The 17,769-nt window shown below is 69.8% G+C and carries 14 protein-coding genes and 1 pseudogene; 6 read left to right on the top strand and 9 right to left on the bottom strand.

The window, feature by feature from the left end; genetic code table 11:
* Window positions 1-68: 68 nt before the first annotated feature.
* Complete coding sequence (locus ACZ7MX_RS17710; RefSeq protein ID WP_472133039.1) at window positions 69-980, bottom strand: S1 family peptidase; 912 nt, start codon at window positions 978-980, stop codon at window positions 69-71.
* Between the two features lie 882 nt (window positions 981-1,862).
* On the opposite strand from ACZ7MX_RS17710, the gene ACZ7MX_RS17705 reads away from it, so the two are divergent.
* Window positions 1,863-2,324, top strand: a complete 462-nt coding sequence (locus ACZ7MX_RS17705; RefSeq protein WP_472133037.1) for a hypothetical protein — start codon at window positions 1,863-1,865, stop codon at window positions 2,322-2,324.
* 217 nt (window positions 2,325-2,541) lie between these two features.
* Here ACZ7MX_RS17705 and ACZ7MX_RS17700 read toward each other — a convergent pair.
* Together ACZ7MX_RS17700 and ACZ7MX_RS17695 are read right to left on the bottom strand one after the other, a co-directional pair.
* Window positions 2,542-2,970, bottom strand: a pseudogene (locus tag ACZ7MX_RS17700) (pyridoxamine 5'-phosphate oxidase family protein); the annotation flags it as partial.
* 471 nt (window positions 2,971-3,441) lie between these two features.
* The gene (locus tag ACZ7MX_RS17695) at window positions 3,442-4,995 is read right to left on the bottom strand and encodes a globin domain-containing protein (protein ID WP_472133036.1); all 1,554 of its coding nucleotides are present in this window, start codon (window positions 4,993-4,995) and stop codon (window positions 3,442-3,444) included.
* Window positions 4,996-5,164: 169 nt separating this feature from the next.
* Here ACZ7MX_RS17695 and ACZ7MX_RS17690 point away from each other — a divergent pair, with 169 nt between their 5' ends.
* Window positions 5,165-5,974, top strand: coding sequence for a response regulator transcription factor (locus ACZ7MX_RS17690; RefSeq protein ID WP_472133034.1), 810 nt, complete (start codon window positions 5,165-5,167; stop codon window positions 5,972-5,974).
* 171 nt (window positions 5,975-6,145) lie between these two features.
* On the opposite strand, the gene ACZ7MX_RS17685 is transcribed toward ACZ7MX_RS17690, so the two are convergent.
* Together ACZ7MX_RS17685 and ACZ7MX_RS17680 are read right to left on the bottom strand one after the other, a co-directional pair.
* Window positions 6,146-7,927 carry a sensor histidine kinase gene (locus ACZ7MX_RS17685; protein ID WP_472133284.1) on the bottom strand — a complete coding sequence of 594 codons (1,782 nt, stop codon included), beginning with the start codon at window positions 7,925-7,927 and terminating at the stop codon, window positions 6,146-6,148.
* A gap of 503 nt (window positions 7,928-8,430) precedes the next feature.
* The gene (locus ACZ7MX_RS17680; RefSeq protein WP_472133033.1) at window positions 8,431-8,781 is read right to left on the bottom strand and encodes a hypothetical protein; all 351 of its coding nucleotides are present in this window, start codon (window positions 8,779-8,781) and stop codon (window positions 8,431-8,433) included.
* Between ACZ7MX_RS17680 and ACZ7MX_RS17675 the strand changes: the two genes are divergently transcribed.
* The 3 genes from ACZ7MX_RS17675 (at window position 8,763) to ACZ7MX_RS17665 (ending at window position 10,458) form a co-directional block, all read left to right on the top strand.
* The gene (locus ACZ7MX_RS17675; protein ID WP_472133031.1) at window positions 8,763-9,005 is read left to right on the top strand and encodes a WD40 repeat domain-containing protein; all 243 of its coding nucleotides are present in this window, start codon (window positions 8,763-8,765) and stop codon (window positions 9,003-9,005) included. The two genes, ACZ7MX_RS17680 and ACZ7MX_RS17675, sit on opposite strands and share 19 nt — an antisense overlap.
* Before the next feature lie 65 nt (window positions 9,006-9,070).
* Entirely contained in the window at window positions 9,071-9,682 is a 612-nt protein-coding gene (locus ACZ7MX_RS17670) for a hypothetical protein (RefSeq protein WP_472133029.1), read from the top strand.
* Window positions 9,683-9,888: 206 nt separating this feature from the next.
* On the top strand, window positions 9,889-10,458 hold the full coding sequence (locus ACZ7MX_RS17665; RefSeq protein WP_472133027.1) for a DUF6924 domain-containing protein: 570 nt from the start codon (window positions 9,889-9,891) through the stop codon (window positions 10,456-10,458).
* A gap of 82 nt (window positions 10,459-10,540) precedes the next feature.
* On the opposite strand, the gene ACZ7MX_RS17660 is transcribed toward ACZ7MX_RS17665, so the two are convergent.
* The 4 genes from ACZ7MX_RS17660 to ACZ7MX_RS17645 all read right to left on the bottom strand — a co-directional run bounded on the left by ACZ7MX_RS17660 (window position 10,541) and on the right by ACZ7MX_RS17645 (window position 15,961).
* Complete coding sequence (locus ACZ7MX_RS17660) at window positions 10,541-12,007, bottom strand: membrane-associated oxidoreductase (RefSeq protein WP_472133025.1); 1,467 nt, start codon at window positions 12,005-12,007, stop codon at window positions 10,541-10,543.
* A 194-nt stretch (window positions 12,008-12,201) separates the two neighbouring features.
* On the bottom strand, window positions 12,202-14,043 hold the full coding sequence (locus tag ACZ7MX_RS17655; RefSeq protein WP_472133023.1) for a peroxidase family protein: 1,842 nt from the start codon (window positions 14,041-14,043) through the stop codon (window positions 12,202-12,204).
* Between the two features lie 45 nt (window positions 14,044-14,088).
* Window positions 14,089-14,502, bottom strand: a complete 414-nt coding sequence (locus tag ACZ7MX_RS17650) for a hypothetical protein (RefSeq protein WP_472133021.1) — start codon at window positions 14,500-14,502, stop codon at window positions 14,089-14,091.
* Between the two features lie 367 nt (window positions 14,503-14,869).
* A complete protein-coding gene (locus ACZ7MX_RS17645; RefSeq protein WP_472133019.1) occupies window positions 14,870-15,961 on the bottom strand; it encodes a LacI family DNA-binding transcriptional regulator in 1,092 nt (363 codons plus the stop codon).
* A 496-nt stretch (window positions 15,962-16,457) separates the two neighbouring features.
* On the opposite strand from ACZ7MX_RS17645, the gene ACZ7MX_RS17640 reads away from it, so the two are divergent.
* Window positions 16,458-17,759, top strand: a complete 1,302-nt coding sequence (locus ACZ7MX_RS17640) for an ABC transporter substrate-binding protein (RefSeq protein ID WP_472133018.1) — start codon at window positions 16,458-16,460, stop codon at window positions 17,757-17,759.
* Window positions 17,760-17,769: the final 10 nt, after the last annotated feature.

Genomic DNA, 17,769 nt, shown 5'->3' with positions numbered 1-17,769 from the left:
TCGTCCTCGTCAGCAAGCCGGGATCGGACGCGGTCGACAGCGCCGCCGCCCTTCTCGTTCGACCCCCGTCAGCCCAACTCCCCTACGAGCGCCGGTACATCGGCGAATCCGGCGTCGGCCGGCTGTCCGCAGACCTTGCCCGCCGTCTCACCGGCGAAGCTGAATACCCCGGCCAGTTCCGGGCCGCGCCGTCCCCGGACGACCAGTGGGCTGCCGCTGTCCCCGAAGCACATGGTCGTCCGGCCGCCGGGCACATCACGGGCGCAGAGGACCGACGCCTCGTCCACGACAGCCGGTGTCTGGGCGGCGCACTGCGCATGGGTGCGGACGGTGAGATCACCGCGCCGCAGGACATCACCGCGGATTTCCTGGCCCGGCCGGGACGGGTCCGGTGCCGCCGTGGTGCCATGGCTGAAGACCGACACGTGGGCGCCAGGGCGCGGCCGATGCGGGGCGATCCGGAGCGGCGTGACACCGCGCACCGGGGCGCTGAGGCGGATCTCCGCCAGGTCGGATGCCGCCGACGACAGAGCGGGGTCATGGGGATCGGCGGGTGAGGGCAGCAGCTCGTACCGCGGATGCAGGGTGACCGCGCGGATGTCGCGCACCGTTCCGGGGTCCCGTGACAGGACCGACGAGCCGATGTGCACCTCCGCCCGCCGGAAGTCCTGGCCGTCGAGGCAGTGGGCGGCGGTGAGCACCCGGTCCGGGGCGATGAGCGCCCCGCCGCACGAGGCGCGGTTCAGCAACGGAGCGTCGCCCTTCACCGCGAGCGTCGCCAGCCAGGGTGCCGCCCCAGGCTGCGGCAGCTGCGTGCCGCCCGACATGGCGTGTGCCGCACCGGCCGTGCTCATGACCGCCGCCAGACCGACCACCACCGCACCGAAGACCGCCCCGGTATGTGCCCGACGGCGACGCCCGGCTCTCAATCGTCGGGGCACCACGCCCACCTCGTTCACCTCCTCAACCTCGTGCACCATGCCCGCCGCGCCTGCTAATTCGCTGTTCATATCGCCCGTATCTCTCGCATACCGAATGGATCTTTGCTCAACGACCGAACGTAGCGACGAGGCTTGGCGAGATCGTCAGACCACGGTCGCGTCAGCCGTCGTCCTGCAGGCTGATCGAACCCTGACGTCTCTCAGGGCCGGTCGAGCCGGGCGGGGCGGGCGAGGAGCAGCACGGGCCGGTCACGGACGCGGATCTCGCTTCCCGCATGCGCCCGCTCGCATCCAGTCGAAGAACGCTCAACCACCCAAATAACGCCTTTCTTTAGCCAGCGCTTCCCGTGCTAGAAACGAGTGCACTCGTTGGAGGGGGTGGCGGGGTGGCGGGTGCAGTGCAGCATCACAGCAGGGGGAATTCTACGTTGGATAGCTCAGCACGAGATGCGGGCAACCGCCGCCGCCTCTTCCATGGTGATCGATACGACCAACCCGCCGTGAGAAGCCGGTTGGCCGACCGCAAGCACCAAGGAATTCAACACCGTTCGCCTTAGCTCGATGAGCGGATCGAATTCGGTGGCAGCAGGAGTCAACGGGCGCCAGTAGGTTTCGGCAGGTGTTGGCGAGTACTGATAGGTACCGACGGGCGTACGGCCACTTCTGGTACGAGGATGACGACACCTTCCCAGGTGAGCACAACAGTCACCGTCATCAGTTCCCCCGGAAAACGCTGCGCTTTCGGCCTGCTGAGTGCGCCGCCGTGTCGGACGGATCAACAGAGGACATACCAGGGGTCGGACCACGTTGCTCTGATGAACCCGGACCCGCTGATCACCACTCTCTGATCATCCCGCTCTCCGATCACCCCTCTCCACAACTACTGATGACAACTCTGCACAACTCTGGAAAGGAAACTCAGTGAAATCCAGCCGTATTTTCACGTCGGGAGCCGCTGTGCTGGCTTCTACCGCTGTCCTCCTCACCGTGGGGCAGTCCACCGCGACGGCAGCCGGCGTAAAGGCGGCGGGCGCGCCCGTCCCATGGAAGGCCACGTACGGCACGGCCACGGCATCCGGCACCAGGTCGGTGCAGCCCAAGGACGGTTCCGTGTCCTCCAAGCTCGTCATCAAGGGCGACTTCAAGAACACCGGTAACGACTGCTATTCGGTGTGGACCCAGTGGACCTATGACCTGGTGCCCAGGCCGCCCGTCAAGCAGGCGACCCTGTGCGGTAAGGGCACTAAGTCGGTTGACTTGAGCCTTGCCAGCTACACCTTCACCACCACTGGCTCGGTCTTCCTATGCCGCGGTGACAAGGACACCAAGGACTGTGGCGAGCAGGAGTCCCTAACCAGCTGGCCCATCAACCACGCCAGCTGACCGGTCCAGCCCCTCCGCGATCGCGCCAGCCTGAGCGCGTTGGATTGCTGGGTTCCTTGGCGTCGTTGGGATCGCTGGGGTTGTTGGGGTCGCTGGAGTTCTTGGGGTCGCTGGAGTTCTTGGGGTCGTTCGTACAGCCCAAGGTGTGGCCCTCGTGGACGACCGCCGGTACGGCAGGCTCGCCGGCCGTACCGGCATCGCCCGGACAAGTCCTCGGGGCCAGTCGCAACCCCGTGACCAAGTCCGGGCGGATGCGCAGCACATAGGACATCCGGTGGTCGGCCCACGGGTGCAGCAACGCCTGGTAGTGCGCCAGGTCGTCGGGATCGGTCACAAGGTGGCAGTAGCCGGTCACCACCACGCTCCAGCCGCAGTGCGTGGCCGGGTCGATGGCATCGGCCTCGTACGCGACGACCACCCCCTCATCCTCCGCATGCTGGGTCAAGCTGGTCAGCGCCGCGCCCTCGTGGGTGCGGATGATCACCTCGCCGTGGTGGAGGAGGTGGTTGACGGGGCGGATGGCCGGCAACGCGTCTTGGGTGAAGACGATCCGGCCCAGCGACACGCTGCCCAACAGGCGGAGGGCCTCGGTGCGGTCCAGTTGTGTGCTGCAGCGGGACGCCTCGCGATCTGCCCAGGCCAGCAACGCGGAGTCGGTGATGGTTCCCGCGAAGTCGGTGACAGTCCCCGCGGAGTCGGCAGCGGCCCGTGGGGAGTCGGCAGCCGTCCCCAGGGAGTCGGTGACGGCCCCGAAGTCGGAGGCGGTGGCGGGCCCGGAGTCAGCGTCGGTGGCGGTCCCGGCGGTGTGCCGGGCCGGGATGTTGTTCACGGCGTGCTCCCTCTCCTTTTGGCCCTGCTGGTGCAGTGGGCTGCCGGCCAGTAGAAGGCTCCCGGCGGCCGCCCACCAGGGGCCGTTCGGCCCGTCTCGGGAGTGCGCGGCTGTCCGGGCCCGGTCGGCGTCACCACCCTCGGCGTCACCCCGCCGCTCCAGTCACCGCCCGTCTGGCAACACTCCGGTCACCACCCGTCCGGCGATCCGGTCACCGCCCGCCCGTCTGGCGCTCCGCTCACGGCCCGACTGGCGCTCCAGTCACAGCCCGCCCGTCTGGCGCTCCGCTCATCGCCCTTCTGCCGCTCCGCTCACCGCCCCCTCTGCAGCTGCCGGGTACGCCGCGCGGCGGCCGGTCGGCGGGGTCAATGGGTCCGGGACCGGGTCGTGGCGGATGTGGTCGGCCGGCATGCCGGCCGCGGTCAGCCGGGCGACGGTGGCGCCGACCATGGCCGTCGGACCGCTGACGAAGGCGAGATGGGCCGACCACTGCCCGTCCCGCGCCACCGCCTCGGCCAGCGGACCGTACCCGGCCGACGGATCGTCGCGTCCCGGGACGGCGTCCTCGTGCGGGGCGTACCCGGCCAGCGGGTCTTCGCCGCCCGAAACGACGACGTCCTCGTCCAGCACCCGGACCACCCGCAGCCGGTCGTGCCGTGCCGCCCACCGGTTCAGTGCCGCGGCGTCATAGAGCTCGGCGCGACTGCGGGCGCCGACGAAGAGGTGGACCCAGCCGGCCGGGCGCGGCGGAAGACCGTCGGCCCCGTGGCGACGGCCCGCCCACTCCTCCAGCAGCGCCTTGATCGGCGCCCAGCCCGTGCCACCCGCCACCATCAGCAGATCGCGGGAGCGGTCCTCGTCCTGGAGCGTCATCGTGCCGTGCGCCGGGCCCAGCCGCAGGGTGTCGCCGACCCGGGTGCCGTTGACCAGCGCCTCGCTGACCCCGCCGGGGCCGGTCCGCCGGACGTGGAACGTCACCTCGCCGTCGGGCCCCGGCGCCGACGCGAAGGAATAGTGCCGCCACGCCTGCGGCATCAGCGGGGACGCGACCGCCGCGAACTGACCGGCCCGGTACGGGTACGGCTCGTGCAGCCGGACCCGCAGTACCGCGAGGTCCGGGCGGCGCTGCTCGTGGGCGGTCACCGTACCCTGCCAGCACGGAGGTTCGGCGAGCGCGGCGTCGGCGCCCTCGACCATCGACGCCACGGCGAACCGCACCATCCGCAGCCACGCCTCTTCCACCGCCTCGGCCCAACGGGGCCCGGCGGTGCGCCGCAGCGCCGCACACAGCGCGGTCTCGAACGCCTCGTAGTGCGCCGGGCGCACCCCGAGCTTGCGGTGGTCATGGCCGAGCTGCCGGAAGTAGGCGGCCACCTCGGCGGGGCGGTGCAGATTCTCGATCAAGTACCAGAAGGCGCGGGCCAGATGTGCACGCTGGAAGTCCATGGACGCCGGGAACAGCGACCGCAAGTAGGGCCACCGGGCGAACATTTCGTCGTAGAGGCGGGCGATCAGGTCGCCGAAGGGTGTGACCAGGTCGAGGTACTGGGTGATCAGCCGCTGGTCCGCGGCACCGTCGTAGGAGGCGGGTGCTAAGTCCTGCGCGGGTCCCCGCCCCTGACCGAGGATGCGCCGCCGCAGCCGCATGGCGTCGTGCCGGGCGAGCAGGGCGTGGTACTCGCCGCCGACGGTACCCGGGGCTGACCGTCCGGTCGGGGCGGATGGAGCGGCCAGAACGGGAGGCGCGGAGGGGACGGCGGGACGCGCGAACGGAGCGGGACGCGCGGAGGGAGCCGGACGCGTGGAGGGAGCCGGGCGCGTGGGCTGGCGGGACTGCTGCATGGGATCGACCTCCTGAACGGGGGCGCCAGTATCGCAACGCGGTGCTGTGCCCGAAGGGCCCCGCTCCCCAAGGCCGTTCGGCCCTTGCGCCGGTCGCCGGGCCCGACGAACCTCGTGGTCGGGACCCTCGTGCCCCGCCGATCCAGCGAGAACCACAGAGCGAGAGTGCATGAACCAGCAGCCCCTTCCCCCTGCCCCCACCACGCCTGACCCCACCACCCCTGCCCCGGTAACCGCCACGCCTGTCGGCGCCCCGGACGCACCGCTGCGCGTCTTCATCCTCGACGACCACGAGGTCGTCCGCCGCGGTGTGCGGGACCTGCTGGAGGCGGAGGAGGACATCGTGGTCGTCGGGGAGGCGGGGGACGCCCGGCAGGCCCTCGCCCGGGTGCCGGCGGTACGGCCGCAGGTGGCCGTCCTCGACGTCCGGCTGGGCGGTACCGACGGGCTGCCCGGCAGCGACCACGAAGGGATCGAGGTCTGCCGGGAGTTGCGGGCCCGCGTCCCTGATCTTGCCTGCCTGATGCTGACGTCCTTCGACGATGACGAGGCGCTGTTCGACGCCATCATGGCCGGGGCGGCAGGCTATGTGCTCAAGCAGATCGACGGCCCTGCGCTGGTGCACGCGGTCCGTACGGTCGCGGCGGGGCAGTCGACGCTGGATCCGCGCACCGCGACACGGGTGATGGAGCGACTGCGCGCCCCGGGCCGGAACCAGGCGGACGACGCGGAGGCGGGAACGGGGACGAGGACGGGGACGGGGACGGAGTCGTCCGAACTCGACCGGCTCTCGCCGCGCGAACGGGAGGTGCTGGACCTGATCGGCCTCGGCCTGACGAACCGCCAGATCGCCGACCGGCTGTTCCTGTCGGAGAAGACGGTCAAGAACCGGGTGTCCGCGATCCTGTCCAAGCTGGGGGTGGGCCGCCGCGTCCAGGCAGCAATGGTCGTCGAACGACTGAAGGGACCACGACCGTAACTGCGGCACCGGACGACGCGAACGGGGCGCTCGCGCTCAGTCGGCCCGGCAGCGGGGGCGGAGCCGAGCGGCTCAGTCGGTCCGACAGCGGGACCAGAACGGCTCGGTCCGACCGGCAGCGGTAGCGGGACCGGACCGGCTCATTCGGGACGACAGCGGAAACGGATCGGCTCAGTCGGGCAGCGGTACCCGCCAGACGATGCGGGTGCCGCCGCCGTCCGGCCGTTCGACGGTCAGCTGGCCTCCGTGCATCTCGGCTCGGGACCGCATGTTGGCCAGTCCTCCGGTGTGCGGTGCGTCGCCGACCCCCACCCCGTCGTCCGTCACCGCCAGAGTCACCGCGTCCGCCGTCACCGACAACGTCACATCCAGGTGGCGGGCCTGGGCGTGCCGGGCGGCGTTGCTGAGGGCCTCGGCGGCCACTGCCACGAGGTGGCCGGTCAGGTCGTCGGGGACCGCGGCGTCCACCGGGCCGTCGATCCGCAGCGCCGGGGTGAAACCGAGCGGGCCGGCCGCCCGCTGCACGGTCGCGGTCAGCTCGCGGCGCAGACCACGGCCGTCCTTGCCCTCCCCCGTGGTGCGCAGTCCGAAGATGGTGGACCGGATGATCTTGATGGTGGTGTCCAGGTCGTTGACCGCGCGGCCGACCCGTTCGGCGGCCTCCGGACGGTCGATCAGCCGGGTCGCGCTCTGCAGCGTGATGCCGGTGGCGAACAGCCGCTGAATGGCGAGGTCATGCAGATCCCGGGCGATCCGGTCACGGTCGTGGAGCACCGTCAGTTCCTCCGACTCGGCCCGCCGGCGGGCGAGTTCCAGAGCGATCACGGCCTGGTCGGCAAAGCCCGATATCAGGGTGACCTCGGCGTCGTCGAAGGCGGGCCGCCCGGCCAGGCGGCTCAGCCGCAGTGCACCACGGCCAGTGTCCACCTGGAGCGGGACGGCGACCGTCGGCCCGACCAGCTCTGCGTGCTCCTCGCCCAGGGCGGCGCCGTTCAGCTCCTCGTCCCTGGACGGCTCCTCGCCCTTCGGCCCCTCCTCCCCCATGGCTGCCCTCTCTGGCGCCTCACCCATGGCTGCCTTCTCTGGCGGCTCCCCCACGGACGGCTTCACCACCCCGTTCCTGGCAACGTCCTGGCCGAGCGGGTACGCCCGGGGGTCGGCCCGCAGGCCGGCACTGACCACCGGCCGACCGCTGCGAACGGCCGCCCCCGGCAGCGAACCGTCAACCGGCACGGGCAACCCGAGGATCCGGCTCGCGCCCGTGCCACACGCCACCGCCACCGTCAGCTGGTCCACGAACGAGGACGGGGACAAGGACGAGGACGTTGGCAGGAGAACCGCCGCGCTGTCCGCGTCGGCGACCTCCTGCGCGCGCTCCGCGATCAGCCGCAGCACCTCGTGGGCGTCGGTGCCGGACAGCAGACTGCGGGTGATCTCGCCCAGCGCCTCCAGCCACCGTTCGCGGCGGCGGCTCTCGTGGTACATGCGGGCGTTGTCGATCGCCACTCCCGCCGCGGTGGACAGCGTGGTCAACACGGCTTCGTCATCCGCGTCGAACGAGCCGCCGCCCCGCTTCTCGGTGAGGTAGAGGTTGCCGAAGACCTCGTCGCGGACCCGGACCGGCACCCCGAGGAAGGTCCGCATCGGCGGATGGTTGGCCGGAAACCCATAGCTGTGCGGATGCCTGGTCAGGTCGGTGAGCCGCAGCGGCGCGGGGTTGCGGATCAGCTCCCCGAGAATGCCGCGGCCGCACGGCGTCCGGCCGATCAGCCCGATGAGCTCGTCGGACATCCCGACGGGCAGGAACTGTGCCAGCTGACCGTCCCCGACCACGCCGAGCGCTCCGTATTCCGCGTCGGTGAGGGTCACCGCCGCCTCCACGATGCCCTTGAGCACCTGCGGGAGTTCGAGCCCCCGCCCCAGGCCCATCACGGCATCGAGCAGGCTGCGCATCCGGTCCGGCTCATGGAGCCAGGGCCCGTGCGGACCGCTCGCGACCGGTGCGTACTGCTGCGATTCGGACATGACCGTGCTGCTCCAAAGATCCCGTACGTCTGCGCGGCAGCGTACGTGATCAGCACGGCAGCACCACCGGGCACCGGCGCCGACCGGCCACCGAAGGGGCCCGCAATGAGGAGCCCCGCAACGAGGGCCGACCGTCCTACCTCCGGGGGCCAGTTGCAGGGCGTATATGGGCCGTTCGGCCCTGGAGGCCGCAGTGGCCCCCGGCAGACGATGTATCTGCCGGGAAGGGCCGGTCTCCCCCGTGTCCATGGCCCTTCCCGGCACCTGCCCTTCCCCGCTCCGGCCGTTCGGGGCACCGGCCGTTCGCGGCCCCCGCCGCCCGCTGTTTCGGAGCCAACCGCTCCGCGCCCGGGACCGGAGAGCCAGAGGTGCTCCTCAAGGCGACCAGAAGTGCCCGTCAAAGTGTCACGCCCGCGACGCGGCAACAGCCGCTAGGCGAAGTCGACGGCAGCCAGCACGGGACCGGCGAGCGCCAGCGCGTACTGCAGCCATACGGCTCCTCGTCGCGCCGCGTGGCCCATCACCTCGCTGGGCAGAGCAAGCGCCAACAACCCCACGACTGCGGACAGGCCCATCGCCCCTTGGCCAAGACCCACCAGGGGCCCGCTTGCCCCGTCGCCGCTGTAGGCCTGATTCATGACGATGATGAAGAACGCCCCGTAGGCCACGACGAGCAGCAAGAGGCCGAGGGCGGCGAACACGCGCAACGCCGGCGTGGACGGCGCGAACGGGTCAGTCGCCGCAACGGGGGCGTCAGCGACATGTGGATCGGGTGCGGTCATGGCCGCCATCCTGGCCCGCCCGCGTCCTCCGAACATCGTGGCTCCTACTCACGTCGAAGAGCGCACGTACTCATGGTTTCGGCTTGCCCGTGGCGAAGGTGGATTTCAGTCCCGACGGCCGCACACTCGCCGCCACAGCGAGCGACGACGGAACCGTACGCATGTGGGATCCCCGACCGCCCCGGATAAATACCCGGACCCGGCCACCTGCTCACCTGACCTGACCATGCTGACCGGGCCTGAACATCAGGAGGCAGTGGCCGGCCAATGGACTGCTGGGAGATGTGCCATGGTGCTCGGCATGAAGTCTGAGTCGAGCGGTCCGGCACGTCATATCGACACTGGACGGTGGCTGGCGCAGTTCGCCGGCCGGATTCTGGTGGTGTGCCCGCGGTGCGGAGGCCGCGCACTCGTCGTACCCAGGCCGGACCTTGAAGCACCTCGGTACTTCAGCGAGCTGATGTTCATGCCGCGCCGTCTCGTGTGCGCGGCATGCGGGGCCACCGGTGAATGGGAGGCCGAGGTGGAGGGCGCCGCACTCGTGGGCGCGGCGCTGGGCGGCACCGAGGATCCGTTCTTCCGGCAGCCGCTGTGGCTGCAGACCCGTTGTGTCGGGCACATTCTGTGGGCATACAACGAGGAGCACATCGATGAGCTGGCCGCCTACGTCAGCGCCGTGCTGCGGCAACACACCGCATCGCCGACGATGGCGATGTTCCCCCGGCTCCCCGTGTGGCTGAAGCGGGCCGACAACCGCCCCGAAGTCCTGGCCGGCTTGGGGAGGTTGCGCGCTCTTGCCGCACGCTCGGCGCCGGATGAGCGCTCCGACGCCGCGCATCGCCGCGACGACCGGCCGCGGTCGGGCGGGAGCAGGTTCTACCGGGGCGGCCCCTACCAGTAGAACGATCCAGGTCCGCAGCGCCGGCCGGGAACGAGTTCCGGTCGGCGCGTCGAGCTCTACGACCTCGCGTCAGCTCAGATGCCGTGCGAAGAACCGCAGCGAGCATCGACTTCGAACGACGGCACCTCGCCGTGCTTGAGGGCGCGGGCCGCAGCGCGCCCGGATCCTCCATCGCACTGTCAGTGCCCGGCGTTATGGTCCACCGCATGAAGCGTCATCACATGCCGAAGCTGCCCCGCACGGACGCCGCGCCCGTCCTCCGGACCGACTTCACCGATCCCGCCGGCTGGGATCGGCTGTTGCGGGCCTTGGAGACACCGGTCACGCACGAGGAAGGCTCAGAGGACATCTGCGCCTACGACCGTGCCCTCTCGTACGTCACTCCGGTCGACAGGGAAAAGTACCGGGATCTGGGCCCTGACATGGTGCTCGCTGCGGCTCCCTACACCGGCCACGACCTGCCTTACGACCACCTCTATCTGGCAGACGCCGAAACCTTCGCCTCGGACGATCTTCCGTTGCTCGGCATCGACATCCACCTGGACGACGAGGGCGACGAACCTTGGCCGCGTGAGAAGCCGTTCCGGATACCGGCCCTCCAGGTGGTCAGTGTCGAGATCAACGACAGCATCGCCAACCTGTTCTTTCGCGAGTACCACGACACCGACTGGTCGGACTTCGACGTGTATGTGGCGGAGCCGGGGACGGCTGTGTACGAGGAGTTCCATCGCATGGACATGGACATGGACCAGGACGAGGAGGACGACGGGGTCTAGGTCAAGGAGGCCGCCCCGAAGGTCCCATCGCCGTTTCCTGCCCGCCGGGCGTTCCACGCATGCCCGGCAGCACGTCATCAGGTCATTGGCGGCTGACCGCTCGGGTAACGCCTGCGACGATCGTCGTCGCCAGGATCCATCCGGTGATGATCAGGGCGTAGGACAGCCACTGGTGCCAGCCGGCAGGGGCGAACGCCGACTCCTGGCCGAAGTTGATGATCGGCAGGAGCAGGTCGAGGGTGTAGAAGACGGGGTTGAAGTCGGGGGCCTCGTCCACCTTGACGGGGCGTGGATGGTCCAGGCCGTACGCGACCGATCCGATGGCCATGAGGGACAGCAGCCAGAGCGCCGCGCGCAACGGGCGGAAGCCGTAGCCGACGGTGGCGTCCTGGACGTATCCCCACAGCCGTCCGTACCAGACGAGCGTGGTGCGTCGGCGGCGCTGCTTGGCGAGTTGGACGAGCCGGGCCGCGTCGTCGTCACCGACGTGGCGGTAGGCCGCCATCAACTGCTCGTAGCCGTGCGGATCGTACCGCTCGCCGTCCCGCTCCAGCATCGGCAGCCGGCGCTCGGCGGGCTCGTGCGGGGCGAGGACGGTGTACCTGAGATTGCTGAGGAACACCTGGTCCGGCAGCATCTCCGGTTCCAACGTCAGGATCTCTATATGAGAACGTCGTAGATTCAGGGCGCCCTCGATGCGATCGCCCCTGCGCAGCCAGAGTTCACCGATGACACAACTGCTCGCCCGCAATGCCGTGTCACCCGGATGCGACAGGTGGGCGTGGAGCAGGTCGAGACGGCCCGAGATGCGGGAGCCGCGGAGCTCGACCCGGCCCTGCGCACGGAGACACCGCGCCCGCACGTGGCCTCCCACGGTGAGGTTCTGCGCGTCCAGCGCGGTGCCGTCGGACGCGGTGAACGCGGCGTCCTGCAGGTTGATCCGCCCGGCGACGGAGGCGCCGGTGAGCCGTACCTGCCCGTGCGCGCGCATCTCCGGCGCCCACAAGTCGTCCCCGATCGTGGCCTGGTTGAGCTGCAGCACCGGTTCGGAGTCGTCCGGCGCCGTGAATTCCGCCCGCTCCATGAACAGCGCGCCGGTGATCTGCGCCCCACCGAGCCGCACCGGGCCCCGCATACGGCAGTCCGTCATCCGCAGAACGCCCTCGACCCGCAAGGTCGCCGAGGTCAGGCCCGGCAGCACGGACATGCTCAGATTGAGCTGCCGCAGCTGGGCTCCGTACAGGTGGGGAACGCCGTCGAAGTGGCAGTGGCTCAGCCGGACGGCGGCGTCGATCGTGGCGTACTTCAGGTCCAGTATGCCGGTGATCCGTGCCCCCTTGATCTTGAGCGCGGCTATCTCCCCGTCCTCCCGCGGCGCCTTGAGCAGCAGCGCCCGCAGCACACTCGCCCGTACGGTCCGCTCGGCGCCCCAGGTGTCGCCGAGGGCCGGATCCTCGTTCTCGGCGGAACGGAAGTCCACGGACTCGCCGCGCGGAAAGGCCCGCCATATACGTTCTTCGGGCGGCGTCAGATCGTTGGTCTGGCTCACGCCGGGACTCTGACGTGCTGTCCTCGGGCTGTCAACTGCCGTACGGAGCCGCCCGATCTCGCGCTGACCCACCGGTCGTTGCCGTTCCGCCCGCCCCCTCCCCGCGAGCATGGGCGACCGCGGGACGGTGGCCTGCTCCGCCGGCACCCTCCATGCTCATGCCGAGACGCTGAATGTCCCACACGACTGGGCCGTCAAGCCGTGTGCCAGGGTACGAATGCATTGTTCAGACCTGCGAGGGCGGTGCGCAGTTCAGGGTGGTGGCGCAGCAGGACGGTGACCATGGAGTTGTCGTCGATCCAGGTCATACCGGCCTTGGAGTACACCTCGGGCGTGTAGTACTCGGTGAAGAAGCGGTCGCTGTTCAGCCGGCGGGAGGCCATCAGGATGAAGATGCGGAATGCCGTGTCGCTGAAGGCGAATCCCTTGGGGAGCTTCTCCGCATACATACCGACCGTCAGGTCGACCTTTTCGATGTCGTCCTCGTAGACCTGCTTGATCTCCCTCGCCCACTCCGGGTTGTCCGTGAGTTCCTCGAAGTTCTTCGCGGGCTTCAACCGGAGCAGCCGGCGGAATTCGTTGTAGCGGGGGACGCCCAGTTCCCGGCTGCGCAGGATGTCGGTGGCGGCCAGGTCCTGCAGATGCCCGTCGGGACGCTCGTATTCCTGCAGGAACTTCGGGAAATTGTGCAGGGTCACCAGACCGGGGTGGAGCGTTCCGAAGCTGTAGAGGAGATCGGCCATGGGCACGGTTTCCAGGACCTTCAGCGCCTCCGGGCCGGCGATCTCCCGGAAGGTCCGCTCGCCCAGAGTGGCGTCGTCCGCGGCGGAGCGCAGATGCCATTCGTCCCGGACGAGGGGGTGCATCCGGTAGACGGCCACGAACTCCTCGGTGAGCGCGTACGGGACGCCGTAGTGGTCGGTCCGGCCGCCGGGGATGCCGCTGATGACCTCGCTATCGCTGATCCGGCCGAAGAGATCGTGAACCCGCTCGTCGGCGAGGCCCCACCAGTTCGCCCGCAGCGCCTTGACCGTGGTGGGGTGGCTGATCACCGCAGGCGTCCACTCCACGGTGTGGATCTTGGCGAGCAGCGCGGCATTGACGAGCCGCGCACGCTGGAACAGCTCCTCGTCGCCCCACGACGGATAGGCGGCGTGCAGATGGTCGCAGATCGCGTTGTGCTCGTGGGCGAAGAGGTTCTGCATCATGGCGAGGCCCAGCCAGAAGCCCGGAACGACCGACGGGTCGGTGGCCGGGTCCAGGGACGACGGGGACTTCCCGTTGTTCCAGAGGTGCAGCTTGCCCAACTCGCCGGTGCGCAGCCGGCGTTGCTCTTCCTCGCTTGACCCGTAGATCTGCGATGCGTCCCACCAGTGGGAGGAGACGTTGACGCGGGTGTCGGGTGTCCCGGCGGGGGCGTGGGGGTCCCGGGTCGGGTCGTCCGGTGTCCGCATGATCCGCATCGGGCGCTCCGGCCAGGGGTCGTCGTCCACGAGCGGCACTTCCCAGGGGCGTTCCGTCGGGCTCGTACCGTGGCTGAACCAGTCACGGATCATGAACTGGAGCCAGGCGGTGACCAGGGAGTTGACCGAGTCGGCGGGGGTCATCTCGTGGCGGGTGAGGAGTGCCCGGCTGACCTCTCGCGGGTTCGGCCGGGAGAGGACGGACTCGGCCGTGGCCGGGGCGATGCGGTCCAGCGGGATGTTGCGGCCGAAGCGGCTTCCGGCCATGCCCATGCGTGGCTCGCCGAGGTCGTTGTGGCTGCCGTCGGCGGTGCGGTTGACCCGGTGGCTCGGTGAGGGTGGCGCGGGGTCGGGACGATGGACGGACGGCAGTGCGGTGGTGTCGTGCAGGTTCTTCTGCCGGAGCTTGACGCGCAGCCCGAAAAGGGTCAACAGTCCCGGGAGAACGGGCAGTTTGTCCCAGCCGATGCGTCGGTCGACGGCGGTGGAGATGCCGGTGACGACCCGCCACGGGAGGGAGGTGCGGTATCCGGCGGACGGTCGCCGTGAGGTGCTGCGTCGTTGCGTTCCCATCGCAGTGCTCCTTGCTCAGTACTGGTCAGGAGGGCTGCCCCTTGGTCACTTCCGCTTGCCCTTCCCGGCGCCCCCGCCGGTGGCGGCCAGGACCGTATTGGTGGCCGAGATGAGCGTGGTCAGGACGGCGGTGCGCGCAGGCACCTGGCCGCGGATGCCGAGCATCGCGGCCGTGACGGTGTCGCTGCCGTGGATGAGGACCCCCTCGCGCAGGTCCGCACGCAGCCGGTCGCCGTCGTGGGTCAGCAGAGCGAGCCCGAGCAGGACCGTACGGATCCCGAAGAGCCGGAAGGCGTAGACGGCCGCGGGGCTGGGCTCGTGGTCCGGGTCGAGGCGCAGGATGAGCACGGACGGCGTCAGCAGGCCGGTGATTCCGTTGAAGAGCCGGATTCCGGCCAGTGCGTAGACCGAGGCCGGACGGTGGGCCGGTCGCTTGGCCACCCTGCATCTCTTGGCCATGGGGATCTCCCTGCGGGACGCCGTGGCTGGGGGACGCCGTGGCTGGGGCGACTGCCAGGCCCGAGAGCCGGCAGTGGAGCCACATTCAGCGTCCGGGCATACCCATCGCTGCCACACTCAGCATCCGGACATACCCATCGCTGCGACAGCGACCTGCACATCGATGTGCCGTTGATGCCAGCGTATGGGGGCGGTCATATCCGCGCACCTCGAAGGCAGGGCAAGGAAGTTGAGTCGATGAGGAAGTCGAGTTGATTCCGGGTTGAACGACATCGGGAGGGCCGGAGGGTCGCCGCCTGGTGGCGTGCACAGGCAGCGGTGCACCGGGCTCGCGCCGAGCAGACCTCACGAAGCAGTCCCTCGCCGATCAGGCTCCGCGAGCGGTGCCCGTCCCGTCCGAAGGCGCGTCCCGCCCGCCGTCGTCCCCCGCGGACGGTGGCATGAGCGGGGCGGTGCTGGCCCGGGGGATGAGGTGCGTGGGCAGGACGATGTGCTGCTCCCGGTCGGCGTCGGGGGTTTCGATGAGCGCGCAGGCCAGCTCGCCGGCGGCCCGGCCGATGTCCGTGGGTGACTGGGCGATCGTGGTGAGCCCCGCCCAGCGGGCGATGTCGTGGTCGTCGAAGCCGAGCACGGACAGCCGGTCGGGGACGTCGAAGCCGCTGGAGCGCAGGGAAGCCAGGACGGCGACGGCGAGCTCGTCCTGCTCGACGAAGAGTGCGGTCGGCGGTTGCTGCAGGCTGAGCAGCCGGCCGACCGCCTCCACGATGGTGCGGTCCTGCCCCAGAACGGCCCCGACCACCAGCTCGTCGTCCAGCGGGATGCCCGCCTCGGTGAGCGCCTGCCGGTAGCCGGTCAGTCGCTCGTTGGAGCTGAAGGTGAAGCCGCTGACGCCGATCGCCCGCAGGAAGCCGATCCGGCGGTGCCCGAGGTTGAGCAGGTGCCGGGTTCCGCCCAGCGCCCCGGCCACATCGTCGACGTACACGCTCGCCCGGCCCTCGGCGTGCTGGCTGACGTAGATGACCGGCATCTGCAGGTCGTCCAGGCGGGCGCTCTCCTCCTCGGTGAGGTCGAAGGAGAACACCAGCAGCGCATCGGCGTTCCGCCGCGCGGGCAGGCGCTCGAAGAAGTCGGCCCGGGCGGCCATGTCGGGCACGTAATAGACCACCAGCTCCAGGCCCGCCGCGCGCAGCACCGGTCCGAGCCCTTCGAGCGCCGAGCCGACGAACCACGACTTGAGTATCGGTACGAGCACCGCCACCACCCCGGTCTTGCCGGTGACCAGGCTGGCCGCCTGCCGCGAGATGGCGAAGTTCAGCTCTCGGGCCGCCCGCTCGACCCGCTCGCGGACCTCGGCCGAGACGGAGGCGTAGCCGCGCAGGGTGCGCGAGACGGTGGACGCGGAGACGCCCGCGCGCTCGGCGACGTCGGCCATCGTGGGGTGCCGTTGAGCTGGTGACATGCACGGAAGGTAGCACGGTGAGCACGAGTTTCCGGGCACTCATGACAGCGCTGTCACGGGCCTGGCAACCGGTCGATATGAGGCGGTTTTCCCTTATAGAAGCTGCACGGTACAGCCGAGTGACCTGCGGATTACCAGGGCGTAACGCATTGACTTCCCCTGGGTGCCCTCATAGCTTGAAAGCGCTGTCTCGGCGGTGTCACCGGTATGTGCCTGGAGTGATCCTCCCCCCTCTTGACCTGCCCGCTCATCCACCTGATGACGGAGACAGCGCAATCAGTAACGCTCTGCACGCCCCTGTCCATGCCATCCGGCGGCCGCTGCCGGGAAGGGTTGAGCCTCCGCATGACCACACTGAGTACCCCACCCCGGCAGGGTGATCGGATCACCCTGCGGCTCCGGGCCGACGGCAGGTATTTCTTCTCAGCAACGACCGGCGAGCGGCGTACCGGCGAGTGACCGGCCACCGCCCCGGTTCGCACATCCAGGAGACACAGTGAAGAGCAGAACCACCAGAGCGCTGCAGGGCGCGGCGGCCTTCGCGGGGCTCGCCGCCCTCGCCGCCTGCGGCCCGAACGGGACCGCCACGGCCGGCGGCCGGCCCACCTTCGAGGGGCGTGGCCCCATCACCTACGTCGCCGGCAAGGACGCCTCCGGGTCCGTCCAGACGGTGATCGACCGCTGGAACAAGCGGCACCCCAAGGAGAAGGTCACCTTCGTCCAGCTGCCCACGGACCCCGACGCGCAGCGCCAGCAGATGATCCAGAACGCCCAGACGAAGTCCGATGCCTATACGGTACTGGCGCTCGACGCCGTGTGGACCTCGGAGTTCGCCGCGCACCGCTGGGTCGACCGGCTGCCCGAAGAGCAGTTTCCGCTGCGGCAGATGCTCAAGCCGATCGTCGAGACCGGGAAGTACCGCGGCGGTCTGTACGCCCTGCCGTACAGTTCCGACGGCGGCATGCTCTACTACCGCACCGACCTGCTCAAGAAGGCCGGGATCGCCGCGCCGCCGGCCACCTGGGCGGCGATGAAGACGGACTGCGCCAAGGTCAAGCGACTGCCCGAGGCGCGCGGGATGTCCTGCTACGCGGGGCAGTTCCAGAAGTACGAGGGCCTGACGGTCAACTTCGCCGAGGCCGTGAACTCCGCCGGCGGGGTCGTCACCGACGCCAAGGGCATCCCGCACGTGGACACCCCGCAGGCGAAGCGGGGCCTGGACTTCCTGGTCAAGTCCTTCAAGGACGGCACGATCCCGAAGGACGCCGTCACCTACCAGGAGGAGGACGGCCGCCGCGACTTCCAGGCCGGGAAGCTGGTCTTCCTGCGGAACTGGCCCTACGCCTACCCCCTGATGGCCCAGAAGGACGGCTCCAGCAAGGTCGCCGGCCACTTCCGTGCCGCACCCCTGCCCGGCCTGAACGGCCCCGGCGCCTCCAGCCTGGGCGGCCACAACCTGGCCCTGTCGGCCTCGGCGGAGAACAAGGCGACGGCGATCGACTTCATGAAGTTCTTCGCCGGCCAGGACGTCCAGCGGTTCACGCTGTCCCGCGCACCGGGCGCGCCGACCTACGACGCGCTGTACAAGGACCCGAAGCTGGTCAAGCAGTATCCGTACCTCCCCACCCTCAAACGGTCGATCCTGCACGCCGTGCCGCGGCCCCGGGTCTTCCGGTACGGCGATGTCACGGCGGCGATCCAGCAGCAGGCGTACGCGGCCCTGACCGGCAGCACGAGCAGCGCGCAGGCCCTGAAGGACCTTCAGCAGACCCTTCGGCAGCAGTCCGCGGGAGAGTGAGGAGCACACC

The sequence above is a fragment of the Streptomyces sp. NPDC107765 genome (assembly GCF_055657085.1).
This window is presented reverse-complemented; position numbering and strand designations above follow the sequence as displayed.

Coding starts and splice junctions, on each gene's coding strand:
- ACZ7MX_RS17710 (WP_472133039.1), bottom strand. CDS start 980: ATGGTGCACGAGGTTGAGGAGGTGAACGAGGTGGGCGTGGTGCCCCGA.
- ACZ7MX_RS17695 (WP_472133036.1), bottom strand. CDS start 4,995: ATGCAGCAGTCCCGCCAGCCCACGCGCCCGGCTCCCTCCACGCGTCCG.
- ACZ7MX_RS17690 (WP_472133034.1), top strand. CDS start 5,165: ATGAACCAGCAGCCCCTTCCCCCTGCCCCCACCACGCCTGACCCCACC.
- ACZ7MX_RS17685 (WP_472133284.1), bottom strand. CDS start 7,927: ATGCGCAGCCTGCTCGATGCCGTGATGGGCCTGGGGCGGGGGCTCGAA.
- ACZ7MX_RS17680 (WP_472133033.1), bottom strand. CDS start 8,781: ATGACCGCACCCGATCCACATGTCGCTGACGCCCCCGTTGCGGCGACT.
- ACZ7MX_RS17670 (WP_472133029.1), top strand. CDS start 9,071: ATGGTGCTCGGCATGAAGTCTGAGTCGAGCGGTCCGGCACGTCATATC.
- ACZ7MX_RS17665 (WP_472133027.1), top strand. CDS start 9,889: ATGAAGCGTCATCACATGCCGAAGCTGCCCCGCACGGACGCCGCGCCC.
- ACZ7MX_RS17655 (WP_472133023.1), bottom strand. CDS start 14,043: ATGGGAACGCAACGACGCAGCACCTCACGGCGACCGTCCGCCGGATAC.
- ACZ7MX_RS17650 (WP_472133021.1), bottom strand. CDS start 14,502: ATGGCCAAGAGATGCAGGGTGGCCAAGCGACCGGCCCACCGTCCGGCC.
- ACZ7MX_RS17645 (WP_472133019.1), bottom strand. CDS start 15,961: ATGTCACCAGCTCAACGGCACCCCACGATGGCCGACGTCGCCGAGCGC.